The organism is Fodinicurvata sediminis DSM 21159, assembly GCF_000420625.1.
Lineage (GTDB): Bacteria > Pseudomonadota > Alphaproteobacteria > Kiloniellales > DSM-21159 > Fodinicurvata > Fodinicurvata sediminis.
Genome location: NZ_ATVH01000020.1, coordinates 38,696 through 60,904, shown reverse-complemented (window position 1 = coordinate 60,904; position 22,209 = coordinate 38,696). Strand labels below are relative to the sequence as shown.

The window sequence follows — 22,209 nt, the reverse complement described above, 5'->3', positions numbered from 1 at the left end:
AAAGAGGCCTTCTACGCACGCAGGATGAATTGAGATGACGGAGCTATCGCTGGACCAGGCCGATCGGGACCCCTTCGCCTTCTTCGGCCAGTGGCTAGAGGAAGCCCGCGCGAAAGAGCCCAATGATCCCAACGCCATGTGCATCGCGAGCGTCGATGCCAATGGCATGCCCTCAGCACGCATGGTCCTGCTCAAGGATTTCGACCTTCAGGGCTTCGTCTTCTACACCAACTATCAAAGCCGCAAGGGCGAACAGCTGCTTCAGACTCCCAAGGCCGCCCTGCTGTTTCATTGGAAATCCCTGCGTCGTCAGGTCCGCATTGAAGGCGGGGTCGAGCAGGTCTCCGATGAAGAGGCCGACGCCTATTTTGCCAGTCGCCCGCGCCAGAGCCAGATCGGCGCCTGGGCCTCGGAGCAGTCTCGCCCTCTGGAAAGCCGCTATGCCCTGGAAAAGCGAGTTGCCGCCCTGACGGCCAAATATGCCGTTGGCAAGGTTCCCCGCCCTCCGCACTGGTCCGGTTTCCGGGTCGTTCCCGAACGGATCGAGTTCTGGGAGGAAGGCGCTTTCCGCCTGCACAATCGGATCGCCTGTCATCGCAGCGGCGACGGTTGGGCCGGCGAACGCCTCTATCCCTGAGCGAGGAACCCCTAAGTGACGACCCCCTGAACGACGGACAGGGTCACGGAGGACCACAAGTTATGTCAGCCAGGCAACGCAAGGCCGCCTTGATGCGCGGCGCCACCTACGCCTCCGTTGCAACGGCCAGCGGCCTGATCCTGCTGAAGGTCGTGGCCTGGCAGGTCACGGATTCCGTCGCCCTGCTGTCCAGCCTGATCGATTCCCTGCTGGATGCGGCGGCATCGGTCATGACGCTGTTCGCGGTACGGCAATCGCTCGTCCCGGCAGACAGCAACCATCGCTTCGGCCACGGCAAGATCGAGCCCCTGGCAGCCCTGGCCCAGGCGGGGCTGGTGGCCGGTTCGGGGCTGTTTCTCATCGCGGAATCGGTCAGCCGCCTGATCACGCCACAACAACCGGAGCACGGGGCCTGGGGAATCGCCGTGATGCTGGTCTCCATCGTGGCAACGCTGGGCCTGACCTCCTTCCAGCGCTATGTGGTGCATCACACGAAGTCCATCGCAATCGGGGCCGACGCCCTGCACTACCTCAGCGACCTGCTGATGAATGCCGCCGTCATCCTGGCCTTGGTCCTTTCCATCTATCTCGGCTGGACCCTGGCGGACCCCATCATCGCCCTTGGCATTGCTGCCATCCTGCTGCGCAGCGCCTGGAAGATTGCGCGCCAGTCCCTCGATATTCTGATGGACCATGAACTCCCCGATGCCGACCGTCAGCGTATCCTTGATACCGTCAAGGCCCACAGTGACGTTCTGGGGGTCCATGACCTGAAAACGCGCAGCTCGGGACAACAGGATTTCATTCAGCTGCATCTGGAGATCGACGGCTCGATGACACTCTATCGCGCCCATGCCATTGCCGACACGATCGAAGCCGAACTGCAGACGCTCTATCCCGGCGCGGAGGTCCTCATCCATCAGGACCCGCACATCCTGTCCGAGGACACCCATGTCTATGCGGACGAAACGGACAGGACTGCGCCGAAGTAACGCAGATAAACTGTGGAATTCCTGTCGCGGCCATGTTCTTGGTGTATGTTATGATGGATTGACGGATAACATTAGGGGCGAGGCAAATCATGTCCATAGCAGCCATTCTGGCCGTCGCGGACGGCAGTGAAAACACCACCGACGTGCTGAAGGCCGCCTTTCGGATGGGACAGCAGCACGACGCCTATGTCGAAGTCCTCCATATCGAGGCTGACCCCTATTCCAGCATTCCACTGCTCGGCGAAGGCATGTCGGGCGCCATGGTCGACCAGATGATGAACGACATCCGCGCCCGGAACAGCGAATACCGAGACGCTGCCCGGGGTTACTTCGACGCCCAGTGCAAGGCCATCGGTGTGGAACCGAAATCAGCCGATGAACTGGCCGGAGCACGCGGCTTCAATGTGGGGTGGCGCAACCTAGAGGGCAGCGAGGACGACGTCCTGGCGCACCGTTCCCTTTTGTTCGACATGGTCCTGATAGGCCGCCCCCCGGAAGATCGGGAATCGGCCTACACCCCTGCCCTGGAAGCCGTGCTCTTCAATGCGGGGCGACCGATCCTGCTTGTTCCGCCGGGCACCAGCGAGACCTTCGGGCGCAACATCGTGGTGGCCTGGGACGGAGGCGGCCAATCCGCCAAGGCGGCGCGCAATGCAATGGCCTTTCTGAAGCAGGCCGAGAAGGTCACCGTGATCAGTCTGGTACGCAAGGACGACGACAAGACCGATCCCCAGGATCTGGTCTTCTATCTCCAGCGCCACGGGATCACGGCGGAGGCGCGGCGCACCGAGATCCTGTCCTCGGCCGGGGAAAGCCTGCTGGCCGAGACCAGCGAAGTCCAGGGCGACATGCTGGTCATGGGCGCCTACAGCCATAGCCGTCTTCGCGAATTCCTGCTGGGCGGCGCCACGCAAACGGTCTTGAACAGCGCGGCGCTTCCTGTCTTCATGGCGCACTGAGCCTGCCGGCAGACCTGTCCTGGAAGTCAGGCCCCCATTGGAAGACCAACAAGGACAAACCGCCCATGTCATCGCAGACACCGCCCGAGACGGCGCAAGCTCCTGATTCGGATTCGGCCTCGAACGGAGAGGATTCAGGACAGCGCAAGACCCTGCTGCTGACCGGAGCCAGTCGTGGCATAGGCCATGCCACCGTTCAGCGCTTTTCCCGGGAAGGCTGGCGGGTGATCACCTGTTCGCGCGATGCCATTCCCCCGGAATGCCGCTACGATCCCAACTGGACGCATCATGTCACCGCCGATATCGGCGATCCCGAAGGCGTTCAGGAATTCATCGCCAAGGGCAACGAGATCCTGGGGGATATTCCGCTCAATGCCATGGTCAACAACGCCGCCATCTCGCCCAAGACGCCCTTCAAGGAACGGCTGGGCTGCCTGAACGGCGACATTGCCGGCTGGCGCGAGGTCTTCGAGTTGAATTTCTTCGCCCCCCTGGCTCTGGCGCGTGGCTTTGCTGTCCCCTTGCGCAGGGGCCAGGGTGCGATCGTAAACATCACCTCCATTGCCGGCCATGCCATCCATCCCTTCGCCGGTTCGGCCTATTCCACATCTAAGGCGGCGCTGTCAGCGTTGACGCGCGAGATGGCGGTGGAGTTCGCCGAGCTTGGCGTGCGCGTGAATGCCGTGGCCCCCGGCGAGATCGAAACCTCCATGGTCGGCCCGGAGTACGAGGCACTGATCCCGCGCATTCCCATGCAGCGCATGGGCACACCCGAGGAAGTGGCCGGGGCGGTCTTCCAGCTCTGCAGCAGCGATTTCGGCTATGTCACGGGCAGCGAGGTCTTCGTCACCGGCGGTCAGCACCTTTACTGAGCCTGGGCCGGGCTTTCGGTTGGCTGCTGCCTTTCGTCGTCCTGACGAGCGTAGCGCTGGGCCAGTATGGCGCCCAGCATGATCTGCAACTGGTTGTAGATCATGACCGGCAGAACGATCATGCCCAGTGCAGGGGACGCGGCAAACATCACCTGCGCCAGTGGCAGGCCCGTGGCCAGGCTTTTCTTCGATCCGCAGAATACGGCCGTTACCTCTTCGGCCCGCCCCAGACCCAGAAGGCGCGATCCGTAGAGCGTGAAGGCCACGGCCACCGCCAGCAAAAGTAGACAGAGCAACAGTGCCAGCCCGAGACTGTGCAGAGGCAACTTGCTCCAGAGGCCCTGGGTCACCGATTGCGAGAACGCGGTGTAGATGATGATGAGGATCACCAGCTTGTCATAGCGGCCCAGCAGGGTTTTCCGGCGGTTCAGAGCACCACCGATCCAGGGATGGAGCAATTGGCCAACCAGGAAGGGCAGCAGCAGGCCGATGAAGATATCCTTCAGGGATTCGACAAGGTCGATGCCGCCCACGGCCGTGGTGCTGAGCAGCAGGGCCGCCAGGAAGGGCGTCAGCATCAGGCCGAAGACATTCGAGCCCGCTGTGTTGCAGATCGCCGCGGGGACATTCCCCCGAGCGACCGCTGTGAGGGCAATCGAGGAGGAAATCGCCGAGGGCAGGGCCCCCATGTAGAGAAACCCTGTCAACAGGTCCTCGGGCAGCAGGCTCTCTGGCAACAGACCCAACGGCAAAACCAGAAGCGGGAAGAACAGGAAGGTCGTTGCCAGGATAAAGAGATGCAAGCGCCATTGTGTCACGCCGTCCAGCAGAGCCGCACGCGACAGGATGGCGCCATGCAGGAAGAACAGCAAGGCCACCGCCAGTGCGCTCAGTTTGCTGAAGAAATCGGCCACATGCCCTTCTGCCGGCAGAACGCTGGCCAGGACCAGGACACCGGTCATCATGGCCAGGAAGGGGTCGCGTAGAAACGGCAAGGGAAACTCCGGCAGGGCAGGCAGAATACGGCGTGCTTATAGACCGCCGGCCCGGGCGCTCACAACCCATTCGTCCCCGAATGAATTCGGCCGACCTGCCGGGATGCCCTCGTCAATGCTCGACCGAAACCCTAAGTTCAGCCGAAACGCGAAGTTCAACCGAAACCGGGGCGCTGCGGTAGCTTCATGCGCTTCAGCAGGGCCACAACGGGACAGAGACCGGTAAAGGAGGCCTGGATCAGGTGGGCGCCCATCAGTCCCGTCAGCCAGAGCCAGTTGAGGTTCACGTAAACCGCCAACAGGACGCTGATCACGATGACAAGGCCAACGATTAGCAACACCATACGTTCAAGAGACATGGCCCTTCACTCCAAAGGGGAAACCATGCCCCGATCATCTTCCTGTTGGTCCGGAAAGTCGAAGGCTCTTTTGAGAGATAGCCTCTTCAGTATTCGCCGCGGCTCTCAAGCCGTTCGCGCAGTTCCTCGAACCAGGCAAGGCGGGAACGCGACTGCGAGATCTCGAGATCCAGCCAGTCGGACAGGGCCGAGGCTTCGGCATCCTGATAACTACGCAGGTCATTCAGTCGCACACTTTCGCGGTCGAAGATCTCGATCAGCAGATCCAGTTGACGCTTCTGGTCCTCGACAGGCAAGAGGTGCAGAAAGCGCATCTTGATGGCGACAATCAGCTTGTTCAGGTCATTCACCTGGGCACGCATGTTGGCACTCAACAGCTTGCGCATCTCCTCCTGTCCGCTGTCGGTCAGCTGCAGCAGGGCATTGTCGCTCATACCCTCGCCCTCGACGGACTCGGCCAGGCCTTCCAGTTTCAGCAACTCAAGCGGTTGTGCCAGAAGATCCAGGGAGGGCCCGACCATGCGCTCCGTGAAGTGGCGCACATCGCCTGCCAGCTCGGCGTAATGGCGGGGGCGCTCGGCAAGCAGTCCCAGCGCCAGCAGGCGGATCGCCTCATTGGGCATCAGGCTGTTGTCGCGATACATGGGCTGTCCTTCACAGTGAAGAAGCGTTGGAAGACCGAATATAGGACAGCTCTGTCGTCATGTCCAGCTAAATGATAATGATAATCGTTCTTATTTTACTAGGCTCGCTTGTTCAACAGCGAAACTCTTTCGGCAACGTCGCTGCATGCGGCTGTTCAACAAGTCGTCTGCTGTAAAAGGGCATGAAGTGACCAATAGCCCGGGCCCTTCATTGCCCCTGTGCCCTCGGATCAGGTACCAACACTCAAACTGGCGCTCATCTTCCGCAGAACCGCCAGAACCGATTGCGCCGTGATGCGGCCTGTCTTCGGATTCTCCGACGGAATGTTCTCGATCTTCATTTCCAGATTTGCGCTGTCCGATACCACCTGGATGCTGTGGGTATTGCGCGTCAGATCAGGATCCGCCCAGATCTCGAGCGTCGTCTTGTCCGGACCGACCCCAGCCAGGGACAGGGCAACTGCGACATTCAGGTTGGCCGGAAAGCCAGCGGCGGCTTCACGTGCGCTGCCCTCGAAGACCTTCATGGGTTCGGTGATACCGGTCAGGTCTATGCCGTTCTTCTCAAGATATGGCGCGCCCAGCAAACCGCGAACCGGCTTGCGCGTAATCATCCGCACGGACTCGATCTTGCCTTCCGCCGCAGCCGCGACCGCATCCAGCCCCAGCAACGCACCAGAAGGAACGATGATTCGGCCACCATGCTCGGCTGCAATGGTTTGCAAGTGGTCATTGTTCAGAAGGGCGCCGGCCGACAGTGCGATGACGGTCTTGCCCGCCTTCAGAAAGGGGGTGGCAATGTCCGATAAAAGAGCGGAGGGCGCACATTCGATGACCAGGTCCGCATGCGCCTCCAGATCCTCGATCGGCAGCACGGGAACGGCCGACTTGAAGCCGCTCATGCGCTCGGTCGCTGCTTCGGGTGTGCGCGCGGATACGGCCACGAGACGGTATCCAGGTATTCCCGCATCCAGTTCCTGTGCAAGCTTCAGACCGATTGCGCCCAGACTGGCGATCGCAACCCGCACCTCCGGGTTTTTTCTATCTTTCGCGGGCCCACTGTCGGTTTCTGTCTGCAACATTTTACAACACCTTTGGACTAGATGAATGGCGCGGGGACGCTTTGGTCATTCGGCAGGCGAAAAGAAGACTATTCCGAGCCTCGTCCTTCCACAAATCATAAATCGCCGGCTGTCTGAGTCTTCACGCTGCCTTGCGAATCTCCAACCGCTCCCAGACATCGCTCAACGCTTGCACCAGTTGTTCGATATCGTCCGTGCTGTGCAGCGGTGTGGGTGTCAGGCGCAGTCGTTCCGTGCCCTGGGGCACCGTGGGATAGTTGATGGGCTGCACATAGACGCCGTGGTCCTGCAGCAGAGCGTCGCTTGCCGCCTTGCAGAGCACCGCATCCCTCACCATCAGGGGTACGATATGGCTGTCGCTGGGCATGACGGGCAGGCCGGCGGCCGTCAGGCGTTCGCGAACCCGCGCCACGGCCACACGCTGGCCCGTACGCTCGGCATCGCTTTCCTTCAGGTGCCGTACGCTGGCCCGCGCGCCTGCGGCCAGCGAGGGCGGCATGGCCGTGGTGAAGATGAATCCGCTGCCGTGCGAGCGCACGAAGTCCACCATCTGGGCCGAACCGGCGATATAGCCCCCCATCAGACCGAAGGCCTTGCCCAGGGTACCCTGGATCAGGTCGATGCGTTCCATAAGGCCCTCGCGCTCGGCCACACCGCCACCCCGCGATCCGTACATGCCCACGGCATGGACCTCGTCCAGGTAGGTAAAGGCGCCGTGGCGTTCGGCAACCTCAAGGATATCCGCGATTGGGGCGATGTCCCCGTCCATGGAATAGACCGACTCGAAGGCGACAAGCTTCGCGCAGTCCTGTGGCAGGTCTTGCAGCCTGCGCTCCAGGTCGCGTGCGTCGTTGTGACGGAAGATGCGCTTGTCCGCACGACTGTGCCGAATGCCCTCGATCATCGAGGCATGGTTCATCTCGTCGGACAGCACGACACATTTCGGCAGCTTCGCTGCAAGCGTACCCAAGGCCGTCCAGTTGGCGACATAGCCAGAGGTGAAGACAAGGGCGGCCTGCTTGCCATGCAGGTCCGCAAGCTCGGTTTCCAGCAGGATGTGCGCGTGGCTGGTGCCCGAGATGTTGCGCGTTCCCCCTGCCCCGGCTCCACAACGGACCAGGGTCTCCTGCATGGCTTCCAGCACCTTGGGGTGCTGGCCCATGCCCAGGTAATCGTTGGAACACCAGACAGTGACCGCGCGCGTCTGGGCCGCATCGTCATGGCGCAACGCACGCGGAAAGGCGCCGGCCTGGCGCTCCAGATCGGCAAAGACGCGATAGCGACCCTCGGCGCGCAGGCGCTCAAGTTCCCGGTCAAAGAAACCTTCGTAATCCATGACCGGAACTTAAGTCCTGGCACCTGCCACGCCAAGAGGCGAAAAGGTCGCGTCCCTGCAGGTCTGTTATTCGGCGGCCACGCCCGTGCGGGTGCTCCAGCTGTAGGTCTCGTCGAGCGCCTGGCCGAAACGGTCCAGCAGTGTGTCGATCTCGTCCTCAGAGATGATCAGCGGCGGACAGAAAGCCAGGGAATCCCCGATGTTGCGCAGGATCAGGCCGTTCTTCTGTGCGACGTCGTACAGGTGGAAACCGACGCGCCCCACGGGATCGAAAAGGCTGCGCTTCTCCTTGTCGGCAATCAGTTCCACCGCGGCCATCAGGCCGATGCCGCGCACCTCGCCCACCAGGGGATGGTCGGCGAAGCGCCGCAGGCCGTCCTGCAAGCGCGGTGCGACCTGTTTCACATGATCGACGATCTTGCGTTCCTCCAGGATCTTCAGGTTCTCCAGTGCCACCGCCGTGGCCACCGGGTGGGCACTGGCCGTGTAACCGTGACCGAAGGTGCTGATCTTGACCGAGTTGTCGGCCACGGCCTGATAGATCTGGTCGGTCATCAGCACCGCCGACAGCGGCATGTAGGCCGAGGTGATCTGCTTCGAGACCACCAGGAAGTCAGGATTGATACCGAAGACATCGCTGCCGAACATCTCGCCGGTACGCCCGAAGCCACAGATGACCTCGTCCGCGATCACCAGGACATCGTACTTGCGGCAGACGCGCTGGATCTTCTCCCAATAGGTCTTCGGCGGCACGATCACGCCACCGGCCCCCATCACCGGCTCGCCGATGAAGGCCGCAACGGTGTCCGGGCCTTCGCGCAGGATCATCTCCTCGAGCTGTCCGGCCATGCGGCTGGCGAACTCTTCCTCGCTCTCTCCGGGGAAGGCGTTGTGATAGTGGTGCGGATTGGCGGTGTGCAGGATTCCGTCGATGGGCAGGTCGAAATCCCGGTGATTGGTCGGCAGGCCGGTCAGGCTGGCCGAAGCCACCGTCACGCCGTGATAGCCCTTGATGCGCGAGATGATCTTCTTCTTGTTCGGCCGACCCAGCGCATTGTTGTAGTACCAGACCAGCTTCACGACCGTGTCGTTGGCTTCCGAGCCAGAGTTGGCATAGAAGACCTTGCTCAGGTCGCCCGGCGCCATGTCCAGCAGGCGCTCCGACAGCTCGATGGAAGGCTCATGGGATTTCTGGGCAAAGCTGTGATAGTAGGGCAGGCGCTGCATCTGCTCGGTCGCTGCCTTCACCAGTCGCTCCTCGCCGAAGCCCAGCGCGACGCACCAGAGGCCGCCCATGCCCTCGATGTAGTCCTTGCCCTGGTCGTCATAGACATGGACACCCTTCCCGTGATCCACGATCAGCGGGCCAGTCTCCTCGTGCCGACGCGCGTTCGTGTAGGCATGCAGGTTATAGGCGATGTCCTTCGCCGCAGGCGAATTGGGTCGAGTCGACATGACGGATCTCCTGTTCCGTGAGAATAGAGGACGCCGCTTTCGCTGGTCATCCTTGCGTGTTTGATGCCCCAAGCTATACCGCCCGACCACAGCGGCTCAACCCCTATCCCCGCAGGGCTCTTGCGCAGCGCCTGCATGCAAGGAAAGCGACGGCCGCTGGGAACCGCGGAGACGGCCGCCTAGCCAAGTTCGGCCAATCCCGACATGGCCAGGGCGCCCGCGTCTCCTGTCACCCAGGTTTCCAGCCGCTCCGTTTCGGCGCCTGCCGCCTCCGCATCGGCAGCGAAGACCCCCAGACTGGCCGGTGCAAAGACCGGACTGCGCGCACGGAAATCCAGTCCTGTCACGCGGCGCTGTGGCGCCGAATGCCGCAACAGCTCCACCATCAGGGTCGCCATCATCGGTCCATGAACCACCAGACCGGGATAGCCCTCATCCTGAGTGACATAGGGATGATCGTAATGGATGCGGTGCCCGTTGAAGGTTAGCGCGGAATAGCGGAACAAGCGCGTCGCATCGGTCTCGACACGGCGCTGCCAGCGCACGGGGCTCTCCGGAGGCGCCGGTGGCTTGGGGGACGCCTCCTGCTTGCCGGGCGCTTCACGATAGACGATGTCGTGCTCTTCCTCGATGGCCGGTCCGGCGTCCCCGGAAATGACATGGCGAACCGTGACGAAAACCAGCCGCCCGGACCGCCCTGACTTCTCCTGGACCGATGTGATCGTGGATTCGCGGTGCGCCATCCCACCGACCATCAAATCCCCGGGCCATTTCAGGCGACCCCCCGCCCACATGCGTCGTGGCAGGTCCACAGGCGGCAGGAATCCGCCGCGCGCCGGATGCCCGTCCGGACCCAACTCCGACTGCGCGGCTATGTCCCAGAAATAGGTCCAGTGCCACAGCGGAGGCAGCGCATCGCCTTCACGGAAAAGCGGATCCGGACTCTCCAGGGTTGCTCTCAGGCCGTTCGCCCGGTTGGCGTCGATCCGGTCCTCGCGCCGTTCCTGCCGCCCGATCCAGGCCGTCAGATCCGCATCCGTCATGATGGCGCTGCCCTCCTCATCTGGTTCTTGTGCTGCCTGTGTCCCGGAAAAGCTCTAGCGCCTTGCGGCGCCCATGGCCAGCCTGCAAATCGAATGAATGCAGCGGGGTTCTGGCCTAACAGGCTTATTTGTTTTAGCTTCGCCCCATGACCGAACAGACATCACAGATCTTTCCTCGCCGGACGAACATTGACGTCCTTGTCGAAAACCTGCCGCTCGATGGCCTGAAGGTGCTGGACATCGGCTGTGGCAACGGAGCCATGGTGCGGGCCCTGGCCAAACGCGGCGCCACGCCCATGGGGGTGGATCCATCGGAAGTTGAAATCACCGCGGCACGCAGCGAGTCTCCCGTCGCAGACGAACGCTACGAGGTTTCGGGGGCCGAGGCCCTGCCCTTCCAGGACAACAGCTTCGATGCGGCCATCTTCTTCAACTCCCTGCATCATATTCCGGCCGAACTGATGGCCGATGGCCTGGAGGAAGCGGCCCGCGTGGTGAAGTCACAGGGCCTGATCTATGTGGCCGAGCCCCTGGCCCAGGGCCCGCATTTCCAGGCCATGCTGCCCGTTGAGGACGAAACCGTGATGCGCGCTCAGGCCTATGACGCCCTGCGCGGCTTCACCGGCGGCAAGCACTGCCAGGAACTGCGCGAAATCGTTTACGAGGCACCGATCCTCTATCCCGACTTCCAGGCATTCCGCGACCGGATCGTAGCCGCGGATGCCCAACGGGCCGACCGGATCGCAGAGGTGGAACCGGAATTGAGGGCCGCCTTCGAGGGCTACGCCGAAAGCCAGGATGACAAGTACCTCTTCGCCCAGCCCATGCGTATCAACCTGCTGCAGGTCAAATAGTTCCGCCGTAACGAGGATCGGCCCATGGTGCAGTATCTCTCTTCACACCACAGCGCGGACGATCCCGGCGGCCTGATCGGCCAGGCCCTGGAGATGGGAGAGACCTTTCCCGGGCCGGCCGAGGACCTGTTGCTGTCCTGGTCGCTTCGTCTGGACGATCCCGCGACGGCGGCGCGCAACCTGATTGCGCAGCACGGACTTCGGGAACAAGCCGCCCCGGAAGACCCCACACAGAAGCTCAGCGCCCATCAAAGGCTTGTGGCTCTCCTGCACGAAACGGCCCGCTCCGGACAGACCGGAACTGCCAGGCGCCGTGGCGGGCGCCGGGCACGCAAGACGGCGGCTGGCGCGTAACCAGCCTTCACCCCTTTTCCCGCATCTCCGACTGCAGAACGGCAAAGCGCTCCAGATAAGCGGTCTTCGCGGTTTCCGGGTCCTGTGGCACCAGCGGCAGGCGCGCGGGCGACAGGTCATGGCCGCGTGGCGGCCGGAACAGCCGCCGCGCCTCCTTTTCCTCGAAACCGGCCAACTGGATCGCCTCCACATAGGCCGCCGCCTGGTCCGCGCGCTTGATTCGCGCCTCCACCGTCTTGGGCAGTTCGCCCGGCAGGCCGAAACGCAGGAAAACGGCGCTGGACAGGCGCTTCTCCAGGGCCTTGTAGCTCCAGCCCACGGCCGCCTTGAAGGGCGAGATCAGGTCGCCCACCACATACTCCTGGGCATCGTGCAGCAGGGCTGCAAGACGCCAATGCGCCTGTAAATCCGGCTTCATGATCCCGCAGAGATCCTCAACCAGCAAGCAGTGCTGCGCCACACTGAAGGCCCAGTTCCCGCGTGTCTGCCCATTCCAGCGTGCCACGCGCGAAAGGCCATGGGCGATGTCCTCGACTTCCACATCCAGGGGCGAGGGATTCAACAGGTCCAGCCTGCGGCCCGACAGCATACGCTGCCAGGCACGCGGATGTTGTTCAGCCAAGTGTGTCTCCAAGAGATGTGCACGACAGGTTACGCGGCCGGCAAGGTAGTGCGGCCGGACGGGCGGAGCAATAGCCAGGCCCCGGCAGCGGGGCCTTCAAGGCTCGTCCAGCTCTCCAGAGTTGATCTTTGCCACCAGGCTGTAGGCTTCAATCCAGTCTCCCATGGCTTCAGCATAGGACTCTTCAGCTTTGGCTCGACTGGTGACCCCATCGGCCATGGCGCGCGCAATCAAGGCATCCTTGTCTACCTGTTCCTCACGTTTCAGGCAGGCACCAATCTCGGAATGCATCCATTCGTACAGAGGATCTTTCTCTTCATTCATCGTCATACTCCAGGACCACGGAACACGCATAAGCTGCAGTGTTCGATCCTTGCCGTTGAAACTTTCGGGTGCAACCCAATCTCAAGGGCTTTCCGTCCAGACAGAAAACAGGAGATATCTCGCGATGGCCTTTAGCGGCGAAACCCACCCCGGCACCGTCAAGGAACGTCCAGAGGAAACCGAGGGCTTCACCCTCAACCACTCCATGCTGCGCGTACGCGACCCGGAGATCTCGCTGGCCTTCTACAGCGGCGTCCTGGGCATGAAAGTGCTGCGCAGACTGGACTTCCCGGAAATGGAGTTCTCGCTCTACTTCCTGACCTGCCTGCAGGACGGGGACACGCCGCCGGAGGAGACAGGCGAGCGGACGGCCTGGACCTTCTCCCAGCGCGGCATCCTGGAACTCACCCACAACTGGGGAACGGAGAAGGATCCTGACGCGACCTATCACAACGGCAACGACCAGCCTCAGGGCTTCGGCCACATCTGCATCTCCGTGCCCGACCTGGACAAGGCGATCGACTGGTTCGACCGCAACGGCGTGACCTACGTGAAACGGCCCGAACAGGGCAAAATGAAGGACGTCGCCTTCATCAAGGACCCGGACGGCTACTGGATCGAGATCGTCGAACCGGCCCGGTTGAAAGGCATGGGACAATAACCACTGACCCCGCCCCGGAACTCAGTGCTTTACAGGCTCCAATGGACTTACGGATGTCGGAAACTCCCCTCCTCATTGTCCGCTGAACCGTCTACCCGGGTAAAGGCGTTTCTCCCATGCTTTCGGGACCAGCTCCCAGAGCAGTTGGCCACCGAAAGAATGAGAGGTAAATGCCATGCCTGAGTACGTCATCGAAAGGAACATCCCCGGAATCGGCAATTCCGCACCTGAAGAGTTGAGGGAAGGCGCCCGAGCGTCCTGCGCCGCCCTGCGGGAAGTGGGGCCGGACATCCAGTGGGTTCACAGCTATGTCACCGACGACAAGTTCTACTGCATCTTCCGTGCGGAGCATGAGGGCTTGATTCGCGATCACGCGGAAAAGGCCGGGGTTCCAGCCGACACAATCGCGCCGGTCCGCGGCATGATGGACCCCACCTCTGGGGAATAGCCTAAACCTCGCGCCTGCCGGGTGCTCTCAACTGCGCCCGGCAGGCAGTCTCTCTGCTTCCCGCCCGAAGCGGGCACGATAGGCGGCCGGTGTCAGGCCTGTATGACGTTTGAACAGCGTCCGGAAGTGGGCGGCATCGTCATATCCCACCGCGCTGCCCACCTGCTGCACGGAGCGTGCGCCCTGCTCCAGCATCCGCCGGGCGGCTGCGACGCGCAGGGCCTGCAGGTAGTTCCGCGCCTTCATCCCGGTGGCCGCCTTGAAGCGGCGCTCGAAATTGCGCGGGCTCATGCCCAGCTGGGCCGCCAGCCCTTCCAGCTTCACGTCCTCATGGAAATGTGCGTGCAGCCATTCCTCTGCCTTGCGGATCGCTCCATCGTCGTGCCGGCTGGTCAGTGGCAACACGGCAAATCCTGCCTGGTTGACGCGAGGCATTTCCACCAGCATCGAGCGGGCGCAATCCAGCGCAATGTCATGGCCGCAGAACTTCTCCACAAGATAGAGGCTGAGGTCGATCACGCCATAGACTCCGCCCCCGCAATAGACGCCTGCGTCCTCGGTGATGAAGGCTTCCGGATGCCAGTCCACTTTCGGATAGCGTTGCGCGAACTCCTGTGCCAGTGCCCAGTGCGTGGTGGCCCGCCGCCCATCGAGCAGACCGGCTTCCGCCAGGAAGGAGACACCGGCACAGGCAGCGGCTACACCGGCGCCGTGCGCATTCCAATGGCACAGCCAATCGAGCAACGGACGATGCGCAGCAAGGGCGCCATCCACATCGAGCCCGATTGCCGAAACGACAATGAGATCCGTCTTCTCGATTTCCGAAATCGATGTCTGGGGCGACACAGCAAGCTGGTGAGCACTCTGCACCGGCTGCCCATCGAGCGAGGCCACCTGCACCCGGAACTGGGGCCGCGGGGTTTCACCTGCGAAGGCGTTCAGCAAGACGCCAGCTGAGGAGAAGACCTCCAGCGGAGCGATGGCGGTGGAAGCATAGCCGTCATTGACCAGTACCACGGTGACATCGATCATGAACCGGCCTCCTTCCTCAAGCGCTGTCGCCTGCGGGGTCGTCTATCTCACCGCTTCCAGCTCCAGCGTCCGGTCTCGAAACGCCGCGGTCTGCCGCTGCAGCCGCTCCAGAACCTGTGGATCTTCGCAAACGGCAACGTTGAAGCGCATCCAGGGGCTGGCCTGCAGGTTCGGGCGGAACACCGCACCCGGGGCAAGCATGAGGCCTTCCTTCTGGGCGGCTTCCGCGAGCGGCAGGGAATCCGGGACGTCCGGGAAACGCCCCCAGAGAAAAAGCCCTCTGTCACCGCCGTGAAAGGTTTCGATGCCGTTCTGCTCGAAGGCCGTGCCAACGCGGTGGCGTGCTTCGGTCAGCCGATCCAGAAGACGCCCCAGGAACTTGCGGTAATAGCCCTCGGTCAACAGGCGGTAGACCAGCTTTTCGGCAAAGAGCGAAGTGGTGATGCAGGTGACCATCTTGCTGTCCGCCAACTGGTCCGCCACATCGCGCGCGCAGGCGATGAAGCCGACGCGCAGGCTGCCGGACAGGGTCTTGGAGAAGCTGCGCAGATAGATCACGCGCTCCAGCCGATCCAGGGCCGCCAGGCGCGGGGCGGGCTCGGGATGGAGGTCCGAGAAGATATCGTCCTCGACCACACGGAAATCGTGGCGCTCCGCGAGTTGCAGCAGGCGGAAGGCCTTGGCGGGTGTGAACGTCGTGCTGGTGGGATTCTGCAACACCGACTGCGTGAAGTAGAGGCGCGGGCTGTACTGCGCCGCCAGGCGGTCCAGGGCCTCTATATCGGGACCGTCTTCCTGGCGCGGCACCCCGATCAGGCGGAGGCCCTGCTGGCGCAGGTTTCCGAAGAGATTGTAATAGCCGGGATCGTCCACCAGGACCGTGTCCCCGGGCTTCAGCAGGCTACGGCTCACCAGGTCCAGGGCCTGGCTGGCGCCGCAGGTCAGCAGCACCTGGTTCTCCTCCGCCTGGATATCGATCTCGGTCAACAGCGTCTCCGCAATATGCCGGCGCAGCGGGCGATAGCCCAAAGGCTCGCCGTACTCGATCAGGTGGTCCCCTTCGTTATTGGCCAGTCCGCGCATGACACGTCGCAGGTTCGCCTCGTCCAGCCACTCGGCGGGCAGCCAGGGGCCGCCCGCAAGAGTCAGGCCCCTGCCGGCCTCCAACAGTCGGCGAATCAGCCAGACCACCTCCTCGTTGTGCTGGGAGTCGTAGACCTCTTCCTGCTCACCCTGTTCCGGGGTTGAACGCGGCATGTTCTTCGATGTGAAGAAACCCGCGCCGCGCCGGGACTGCAGATACCCCATGGCAACCAGGCGATCATAGGCCTCGACCACCGTGAACCGACTGATATCCTGTTCAGCGGCAAAGGCCCGGATCGAGGGCAACTTCGTCCCTGGCCGCAACACGCCCCTGTCGATACGCTCACTGAGTGCCTCGACGATCTGATCGGTCAGGGGGGAAGGTCCCTCACGGTCGAGCTGGATCGGGATCATGACGCGCCCACCTCGTTCCTGATACTGGCTGCACCCTTGCCGAGACTTCCGTCAATCGACACTGGCAGGTTCGCTGTACCGGTACAGTCCAGCCAGCGACCTGAGTCAGTGTACATGTCCGCCAGCGGGACTGTCCAATAGCCTTCTGTATGTCCCGAATCATCGGGTCTGAAACAAGGGAGAAGGACAATGCCGTTGGTCGACATTCAAGTCATCGAGGGTGTTTTTGACGAAAGTCAGAAACAGGACATGATCAGGCGCATCACCGACGCCATGGTTGCCGTCGAGGGATCTGCCATGCGCGATGTCACCTGGGTGCGCGTGCTGGAGGTGAAGAGTGGCCAGTGGGCCATTGGTGGCAATCCGCTGACCTCCCAGGCCGTCCGCCAGATGGCGGCTGCCGAGGTTTCCTAGGCACCCTCCGATGGCACTTCAGACACAAACGATAAATGCAGGAACAAGGAGAGCGATCATGAGCACACCCCTGTACGAGCGCCTCGGGTCCGCGCGCGGCGTCTCGGTGTTGGTCGACCGGATCGTCGACGCCCATCTGGCCAATCCCGAGATCACGCCGCGATACCAGGAACTGAAGGAAGATCCGGAGCGCATGGCGCAAGCCAAGGAGCACCTCCGCAACTTCCTGGGCGAAGGCAGCGGCGGACCAGAGAAATACGAAGGCCGCAGCATGCTGGAGATCCACCGCGGGATGAATATCAGCGAGAGTGAGTACATGGCCGTGCTCGACGACATCCTGAAGTCGCTGGACGCCCATGGCGTGGACGAGGAAACCCGTCGGGACGTCCTCGCCATCGCCTATTCCCTGAAGGACGAGATCGTCCGCGTCTGAAGCCCAGGGATGGAAGGAAGCACTGACTGTCCTGGGGAACCAGGGCAGTCAGTTCGCTTCCAGGAAGCGCGGTCCCGGACCCTGGGCGCCCTGTTCGTCGCCCGGATTGCGCAGGCGACAGGCATCGATGGAAAGGCAGCCACAGCCGATACAGTCGCTCAGGTGATCGCGCAAACGGGTGAGCGTCTCGATCCGCCGGTCCAGGTCTTCCTTCCAGGCCGCCGAGAGCTCCGCCCAGTCCGTCGCCGTGGGTACGCAGCCATTGGGCAGTCGGTCCAGGGCCGCCCGAATCTCGCTCAACGGAATCCCGATACGCTGCGCTACCTTTATAATCGCGATGCGGCGCAGGACATCGCGGCTGTAGCGACGCTGGTTGCCCGGACTGCGCCGGCTGGCGATCAGGCCCTTCGTCTCATAGAAATGCAGTGTCGAGACCGCGACACCGCTGCGCGCGGCCACCTGACCCACAGACAGATCGGCCGGTCCGCAAAATTGTGATTCTGTCTTCATGAAACCCTCTTGACCTCAAGTAAGCTTCAGGTTTTATAGCAAGGGCTTCCTGGAATGCAAAGCCTATGGAAAAGGAAGCCTGACATGCAGCAGATCTACTCCGACCTCTGGCAGAGCCTGACGGAACACCCCTTCGCGGAGGCCCCTCAGGTCACGACTCACGCCTATCTTCTGACCCGGCCGGAGGGCAACGTTCTTTTCTACAACTCCAGCTACCTTCTGGAGGACGCCGACCAGATCGAGGCTCTGGGCGGCGTCGCCTGCCAGTTCCTCAGCCACCGCGACGAGATCACCCCGGCACTGGCCGACCTTCGCGCGCACTTCGGCGCCAAACTGGGCATTCATGCCCGCGAAGCCGAGGAGGTCCGGGCCGTCAGCCCGCTGGATCTCGTCTTCGAGACACGCGAGACCTGGCTGGGCGGTATCGAGGTGATCCCGACCCCGGGACACAGCCCGGGCAGCACCTCCTTCCTTTACACCTCACCGCACGGCAAAACCTACCTCTTCACAGGCGACACCATCTTCGCCAGCGAACGGGGTTGGGAGACCTACCTGATCCGCGGCAGCAACCGGGCCGACCTGGTGGACAGCCTGAAGCTGTTGCGCGAACTCAATCCCGATGTGGTGATCTCGAGCGCGGCCGTGGCGCCGGATGGCGTGCGGGAGGTGACGCCTGACCAATGGAGCAGGGCTGTGGATGCGGCGCTGGAGGAACTCGCCGCCCTGGCCTGAGGCGCAGGCGGCACTCAGTGGCTGCCGCCTTCCTCGATCTCGACTTCGACCGTCTTCTTGCCGGCCTCGCCGAAATCCAGCGTCAGCTCCAGGGAGTCTCCTTCCTCCAGGGACTCCTTGAGGCCGACCACCCAGAGGTGCGGACGCCAGGGGGCCATGGCATAGGGCTTGCCGGGGGCGATCTCGAGCCCCCCCGTCAGTTCCTCCGCCACCTCCTCGTCGCTGCGGAAGGTGACTCTTTCGGCCAAGGGGGAGGAGGCACCCACCAGGGTAATGCTCTCTTCCCCATTGTTCAGGAATGGGCCATAAACCGGCAGGCCGTCTGCATCTTCGCTCGTCGGCGGCGCCCAGATATGCCCGATGGAGAGCTCGCCGAGCTTGTAGCTGTGCGCCAGCACCGAAGGGGCTGCGACGGCAAGCAACCCCGCCAGGCTCATCGCGGACAGCAGGCTCACGAGCGCCTCCTGCCGGTTCCGGGCGGCCAGCGCCCGCCTACTGTCGTGGTGCGTCATTGCGGTACTCCACCTCTTCGGCCTGATCCAATCTATCTTCCACGCGCTGCGAGCCGGCCTTCAGGTCACGCGCGGCTTCCGCCTCTTCACGCGAGAGATCCTCCTGCCGATAGAAGGTGTAGGATAGAGTCATATCGCGCACCATTTCCGTGTTCGTATCCGCCAGCATCTCCTCGTCGATATAGAGCTGCAGCGGCATGCGTGCACTCTCGCCCGGCCCCAGCTTCTCCTCCGTGAAGCAGAAGCACTCGATCTTGAAGAAATAAGGCGCGGCCTTGTAGGGCGTCACGTTGAAGGTCGCGCGCGCCACCACCGTCTCGTCGGTGTTGTTCTCGGCGTAGTAATAGACCTTGGCCGTCTCGCCAACCGGCACCTCGACGTCACGCTGCTCGGCCCGGAAAGTCCAGGGAAGCGCGGAATCGACGTTGGCATCGAAGGTGATCCTGACCGTCGGGACATCTCCGTCCGCCGTGCTCTGCGTTCCGTCACCCTCGGTGGCCCGTGCCGTCTGGGTCTCCTCTTGGGTTTCTGTCTTCTCCTCGGACGCGGCCTGGACTGTGCCGCCGAACCCGGTCAGGTCGCAGAACATCTGATAAAGCGTAGGCGAATAAGCCACCAGCCCGCCCATGACCAGCAGGGGTGCCAGAGTCAGTGCGAGAACGCGGCGGTTGGAGCGGGGCCGCTTCTTGTCGTGATCCTTCATGAACCAGAGTCTGGGATCACAGACCCTCCGGATCAATGCGACGAGGCAGCGCAACGAAGCTTAGATGATGGAGACTTTACGGCTCCAGCCCCATCAGCGCCTGACCGCCTTCCGGATCGAAGGGGGCTGAATAGTGGTCATGGATGATCTTCCAGCCGCCGTCCTGCCTGCGCCAGATCACCGTGGCCCGCATCCAGCAGGCCTGCTCCTCGCCTTTTTCGTCCACTCCGGCGCAACGGTGCAGGTAATAACTGGTCGCCAGATCCCCGGCCGTGGCGATGTGGATGTCGCTGGCCTCCATGGAGAGCTCACCACACATGGACAGGCATTGGCGCCAGTGGTTGCCGTAGGCTTCCGCTCCCTTGAACTACAAGGCGGCGATGGCGTCATAGGCCACTACGTCGGGCACGTAGAAGTCCATGATGGCATCCACGTCCTTGGACGAGACGGTCGTCAGGAAACTGTCCAGGACATTACGGATGAGGGGGGCTGGCGCCTAAACTCATTGAGAATACGTCGCTTCTCACGATCCCGCATCTTGATTGCAAGGATGTTGCAAGAATGCGTCAGATCAGCGAGCCAGTGCCCGTGGCTCGTCCGCGTGCCTCGTGTTCCCGCTCCTCAAGTACCTCGCGCCACATTTCGTAGGTCGAGGTGACCATGAGCTCGAGTTCCTCGCGGGTGTAGAGTTCGACACCTTCATCCGTGTGGAGTCGAACCGCACGGCGTCCGTCCGACGGGTCGCCAAACTGTGCGATGGTCAGCCGAACGTCCGCGAAGTCCTCGTCAGCCGCCCTGATGCGTTCGTGCATCATCGAGAACGCGAACCGGCGACCCTCGGCGCTCAGGCCTCGCGTGCGGCGCGGCTCGATGAAAAGCGCGCTTGCTTGATCGTCGATGGCGAGGATCATTGGCAACCAGTACGTCACCTTCTGGCCCATACCCATCGACAGAGGGAAGAACTCGTGCTTGCGACCAAAGACGCGGCCCGAAGTTGCAAAGTCATGCAAACCCAAGGCAATGCGGCGGTTGTACTCGAATTCCTCATCCGACTTGGAGCGCTTCCTCAACTCCGCTTCGATCACGGTCCACGGCGTCGGTTCGGCAACACCAAGGTCCAAATCAGGCTGGATGTTGAAAATGTCGGAAAAGCAGGACCGAACCGGCTTGTAGGAGAAGATCGAGAACCCACCCTTCATCTGCTCCAAGCTATTGCGTTTCATGTCGTCGCGCTGCGGCGCGATGCGCGCAAGGTCGATGTCAGGCAAAGGGCGTATCGTCACTGGGCGGTTCTCCTGCACGAGGATTAGTGCCGACCGAAACCTTGTGGTGGCGGAATCGGTCGATGATTACATTATCCGGTATGCGCATCCCGAAAGCAATATCTGTTCTTGCTTTGTCCACGACCATGGACCAGGGCGAGTCCTTCGCGTGGGAAAGATCGACCAGGCGCCCCGGGGAAAGGTGCCCATACGACTTCATCACATCGGCCACGAGGTCGATGACTTCCATGTTGGAAGGCTTCGGCAAGTCTCGTGTCCTGCCGGTCAACGGGTCCTTGCCCACCGCGCGGGTGACGATGGGTTCCGTACCGGCTGGCTTGAACGCACGATAGACGGATGGGTGGACGGGCCCATACTGCCAAGCCTCAAAGTATCCTGATACGAGCGGTCGTTTGGTCTTGGTCAGATGGATGCCGTGCGCGAAGTAGAGCAGCTTTTGGAGGGCGAGGTTCGTGATCTTCAGCCCACGCCGATCCGCCTCATCGAGCATGAGGTTCGCAACTGCCCTTGGATCGTATGCGCCGCTCATCGCCTCATGCCTGCCGCCTTGCTTGTTCTCAGTTTGTTCGCACATTGCACGAAGTGAGGGTGATTTGGCAAGATGGGTGGTGCCGCACAAGGACTTGAACCCCTGACCCATCGCTTACGAAGCGATTGCTCTACCAGCTGAGCTAGAGTGGCGCGCCGCTTCGTTTAAACGACGGAGTAGGAGCGCACAAGCCAATAGTGCTGATATAGCATCCTTGCGTTTACTAGTCGACTTCAATGGCGAGGCAGGAGGCGTCGTCATCCAGACTCGCCTGGGTGATCAACCCTTCCAACGCCTGCCAGAAGTCGTCAAAGCTCGGGTTCAAAGATGAGATTTCTGCTATTCGAGGACGAAGCAATTTGCTGTGGAAGCCATCGCTCGTTAGCAGGATACGGTCGCCTCTTTCGATTTCGAAAGTTGCCTGAAACAAATCATAGTCGCGGCCCGCTGACATGGCGGAAAGAAGTACATTTCGTCGAGGGTATCGACGAGCCTGGTTCTTGGATAAAACACCATCATCAAGCAGCTTTTGAACTTCTGTCTGATCCTTCGTGCGGGTCATGACCCCACCGTCCCGGTAGTGGGTGATGCGAGTGTCGCCGACGTGTCCCAACCTTGCACTTTGCCCCCCAACACAGAGAAGCGAAAGGGTCGTACTGAATGACATCGGTTTATCATACTCGCTTGAGAGCTCCGAAAGTCGTCTTGAGACCTCAGCAAAAACGTCTGACATTGAGATCTCGGAATCAACAATCTCACTTACTCGCTCAAGGCTGGCGCGTGCAGCAAGTCCACCTTGCTTGGCTGAACCGACTCCATCTGCAATAGCGCACCAGTAGGTGTCTTTGACTTTGATAGGTGCCAAGATGGCGTCCTGGTTCTGTCCCTTCGGTCCACCTATGCTGAGCTGTTTGAATTTCATACCGC

The 22,209-nt window shown here is 61.9% G+C and carries 28 protein-coding genes, 1 tRNA gene and 1 pseudogene; 11 read left to right on the top strand and 19 right to left on the bottom strand.

Translation table 11 applies throughout. The features are described 5' to 3' along the window. Positions 1-34: 34 nt before the first annotated feature. The 4 genes from pdxH (at position 35) to G502_RS0117360 (ending at position 3,460) form a co-directional block, all read left to right on the top strand. Positions 35-637, top strand: coding sequence for a pyridoxamine 5'-phosphate oxidase (gene pdxH, locus G502_RS0117375; RefSeq protein WP_022729956.1), 603 nt, complete (start codon positions 35-37; stop codon positions 635-637). A 62-nt stretch (positions 638-699) separates the two neighbouring features. Then, positions 700-1,629 carry a cation diffusion facilitator family transporter gene (locus G502_RS21055; protein ID WP_022729955.1) on the top strand — a complete coding sequence of 310 codons (930 nt, stop codon included), beginning with the start codon at positions 700-702 and terminating at the stop codon, positions 1,627-1,629. A gap of 89 nt (positions 1,630-1,718) precedes the next feature. Then, positions 1,719-2,588, top strand: coding sequence for a universal stress protein (locus tag G502_RS0117365; RefSeq protein ID WP_022729954.1), 870 nt, complete (start codon positions 1,719-1,721; stop codon positions 2,586-2,588). Positions 2,589-2,653: 65 nt separating this feature from the next. Continuing rightward, complete coding sequence (locus tag G502_RS0117360; RefSeq protein ID WP_022729953.1) at positions 2,654-3,460, top strand: SDR family NAD(P)-dependent oxidoreductase; 807 nt, start codon at positions 2,654-2,656, stop codon at positions 3,458-3,460. Here G502_RS0117360 and G502_RS0117355 read toward each other — a convergent pair. From G502_RS0117355 to G502_RS21045, 7 genes are all read right to left on the bottom strand, one after another. Next, positions 3,454-4,455, bottom strand: coding sequence for a bile acid:sodium symporter family protein (locus tag G502_RS0117355; RefSeq protein WP_022729952.1), 1,002 nt, complete (start codon positions 4,453-4,455; stop codon positions 3,454-3,456). The two genes, G502_RS0117360 and G502_RS0117355, sit on opposite strands and share 7 nt — an antisense overlap. Before the next feature lie 155 nt (positions 4,456-4,610). Continuing rightward, on the bottom strand, positions 4,611-4,814 hold the full coding sequence (locus G502_RS0117350; protein ID WP_022729951.1) for a YgaP family membrane protein: 204 nt from the start codon (positions 4,812-4,814) through the stop codon (positions 4,611-4,613). 86 nt (positions 4,815-4,900) lie between these two features. Then, on the bottom strand, positions 4,901-5,458 hold the full coding sequence (locus G502_RS0117345; protein ID WP_022729950.1) for a hypothetical protein: 558 nt from the start codon (positions 5,456-5,458) through the stop codon (positions 4,901-4,903). Between the two features lie 230 nt (positions 5,459-5,688). Beyond that, positions 5,689-6,540, bottom strand: coding sequence for an aspartate dehydrogenase (locus G502_RS0117340; protein ID WP_051152352.1), 852 nt, complete (start codon positions 6,538-6,540; stop codon positions 5,689-5,691). A gap of 121 nt (positions 6,541-6,661) precedes the next feature. Beyond that, positions 6,662-7,876, bottom strand: a complete 1,215-nt coding sequence (gene hemA, locus G502_RS0117335) for a 5-aminolevulinate synthase (RefSeq protein ID WP_022729948.1) — start codon at positions 7,874-7,876, stop codon at positions 6,662-6,664. Between the two features lie 66 nt (positions 7,877-7,942). After that, positions 7,943-9,331, bottom strand: coding sequence for an aspartate aminotransferase family protein (locus G502_RS21050; RefSeq protein ID WP_022729947.1), 1,389 nt, complete (start codon positions 9,329-9,331; stop codon positions 7,943-7,945). A gap of 179 nt (positions 9,332-9,510) precedes the next feature. Beyond that, positions 9,511-10,374: an HTD2 family dehydratase gene (locus G502_RS21045; protein ID WP_022729946.1), complete on the bottom strand. Its 864-nt coding sequence runs from the start codon at positions 10,372-10,374 to the stop codon at positions 9,511-9,513. Between the two features lie 146 nt (positions 10,375-10,520). On the opposite strand from G502_RS21045, the gene G502_RS0117320 reads away from it, so the two are divergent. Both G502_RS0117320 and G502_RS0117315 read left to right on the top strand, forming a co-directional pair. Next, positions 10,521-11,228 carry a class I SAM-dependent methyltransferase gene (locus G502_RS0117320; protein ID WP_022729945.1) on the top strand — a complete coding sequence of 236 codons (708 nt, stop codon included), beginning with the start codon at positions 10,521-10,523 and terminating at the stop codon, positions 11,226-11,228. A gap of 24 nt (positions 11,229-11,252) precedes the next feature. Next, positions 11,253-11,582, top strand: a complete 330-nt coding sequence (locus tag G502_RS0117315) for a hypothetical protein (RefSeq protein WP_022729944.1) — start codon at positions 11,253-11,255, stop codon at positions 11,580-11,582. A 7-nt stretch (positions 11,583-11,589) separates the two neighbouring features. On the opposite strand, the gene G502_RS0117310 is transcribed toward G502_RS0117315, so the two are convergent. Next, positions 11,590-12,204, bottom strand: a complete 615-nt coding sequence (locus G502_RS0117310) for an HD domain-containing protein (RefSeq protein WP_026989629.1) — start codon at positions 12,202-12,204, stop codon at positions 11,590-11,592. A gap of 96 nt (positions 12,205-12,300) precedes the next feature. Beyond that, positions 12,301-12,528 carry a hypothetical protein gene (locus G502_RS0117305; RefSeq protein ID WP_155957894.1) on the bottom strand — a complete coding sequence of 76 codons (228 nt, stop codon included), beginning with the start codon at positions 12,526-12,528 and terminating at the stop codon, positions 12,301-12,303. Between the two features lie 124 nt (positions 12,529-12,652). Here G502_RS0117305 and gloA point away from each other — a divergent pair, with 124 nt between their 5' ends. Together gloA and G502_RS0117295 are read left to right on the top strand one after the other, a co-directional pair. Beyond that, positions 12,653-13,189, top strand: coding sequence for a lactoylglutathione lyase (gene gloA, locus G502_RS0117300; RefSeq protein ID WP_022729941.1), 537 nt, complete (start codon positions 12,653-12,655; stop codon positions 13,187-13,189). Positions 13,190-13,364: 175 nt separating this feature from the next. Continuing rightward, entirely contained in the window at positions 13,365-13,637 is a 273-nt protein-coding gene (locus tag G502_RS0117295) for a DUF4242 domain-containing protein (RefSeq protein WP_022729940.1), read from the top strand. A gap of 27 nt (positions 13,638-13,664) precedes the next feature. On the opposite strand, the gene G502_RS21040 is transcribed toward G502_RS0117295, so the two are convergent. Both G502_RS21040 and G502_RS21035 read right to left on the bottom strand, forming a co-directional pair. Then, positions 13,665-14,669, bottom strand: coding sequence for a GlxA family transcriptional regulator (locus G502_RS21040; protein WP_022729939.1), 1,005 nt, complete (start codon positions 14,667-14,669; stop codon positions 13,665-13,667). 42 nt (positions 14,670-14,711) lie between these two features. After that, on the bottom strand, positions 14,712-16,166 hold the full coding sequence (locus tag G502_RS21035) for an aminotransferase-like domain-containing protein (RefSeq protein WP_022729938.1): 1,455 nt from the start codon (positions 16,164-16,166) through the stop codon (positions 14,712-14,714). Between the two features lie 189 nt (positions 16,167-16,355). Here G502_RS21035 and G502_RS0117280 point away from each other — a divergent pair, with 189 nt between their 5' ends. Beyond that, on the top strand, positions 16,356-16,580 hold the full coding sequence (locus tag G502_RS0117280; protein ID WP_022729937.1) for a tautomerase family protein: 225 nt from the start codon (positions 16,356-16,358) through the stop codon (positions 16,578-16,580). A 58-nt stretch (positions 16,581-16,638) separates the two neighbouring features. Beyond that, entirely contained in the window at positions 16,639-17,013 is a 375-nt protein-coding gene (locus G502_RS0117275) for a group I truncated hemoglobin (RefSeq protein ID WP_022729936.1), read from the top strand. A gap of 48 nt (positions 17,014-17,061) precedes the next feature. Here G502_RS0117275 and soxR read toward each other — a convergent pair whose 3' ends face one another. Then, a complete protein-coding gene (gene soxR, locus G502_RS0117270) occupies positions 17,062-17,523 on the bottom strand; it encodes a redox-sensitive transcriptional activator SoxR (protein WP_022729935.1) in 462 nt (153 codons plus the stop codon). An 84-nt stretch (positions 17,524-17,607) separates the two neighbouring features. Here soxR and G502_RS0117265 point away from each other — a divergent pair, with 84 nt between their 5' ends. Beyond that, positions 17,608-18,255, top strand: a complete 648-nt coding sequence (locus G502_RS0117265) for an MBL fold metallo-hydrolase (RefSeq protein ID WP_022729934.1) — start codon at positions 17,608-17,610, stop codon at positions 18,253-18,255. Between the two features lie 14 nt (positions 18,256-18,269). Here the strand turns inward: G502_RS0117265 and G502_RS21030 are convergent, their stop codons facing one another. From G502_RS21030 to G502_RS0117230, 7 genes and pseudogenes are all read right to left on the bottom strand, one after another. After that, on the bottom strand, positions 18,270-18,767 hold the full coding sequence (locus G502_RS21030; protein ID WP_081649872.1) for a copper chaperone PCu(A)C: 498 nt from the start codon (positions 18,765-18,767) through the stop codon (positions 18,270-18,272). Continuing rightward, a complete protein-coding gene (locus tag G502_RS21025) occupies positions 18,748-19,470 on the bottom strand; it encodes a cytochrome c oxidase assembly protein (protein WP_022729932.1) in 723 nt (240 codons plus the stop codon). The genes G502_RS21030 and G502_RS21025 overlap by 20 nt, the downstream gene beginning before the upstream one ends. Positions 19,471-19,546: 76 nt before the next feature. Next, positions 19,547-19,822, bottom strand: a pseudogene (locus G502_RS21020) (YybH family protein); the annotation flags it as partial. Between the two features lie 214 nt (positions 19,823-20,036). Beyond that, positions 20,037-20,753, bottom strand: coding sequence for a type VI toxin-antitoxin system SocB family DNA replication inhibitor toxin (socB, locus tag G502_RS0117245; protein ID WP_026989628.1), 717 nt, complete (start codon positions 20,751-20,753; stop codon positions 20,037-20,039). After that, positions 20,731-21,372, bottom strand: a complete 642-nt coding sequence (socA, locus tag G502_RS0117240; protein WP_211217865.1) for a type VI toxin-antitoxin system SocA family antitoxin — start codon at positions 21,370-21,372, stop codon at positions 20,731-20,733. Before socA ends, socB begins: the two co-directional genes overlap by 23 nt. Then, positions 21,360-21,434, bottom strand: a tRNA-Thr gene (locus tag G502_RS0117235). The genes socA and G502_RS0117235 overlap by 13 nt, the downstream gene beginning before the upstream one ends. 71 nt (positions 21,435-21,505) lie before the next feature. Beyond that, positions 21,506-22,204 carry a PP2C family protein-serine/threonine phosphatase gene (locus G502_RS0117230; protein ID WP_022729929.1) on the bottom strand — a complete coding sequence of 233 codons (699 nt, stop codon included), beginning with the start codon at positions 22,202-22,204 and terminating at the stop codon, positions 21,506-21,508. Positions 22,205-22,209: the final 5 nt, after the last annotated feature.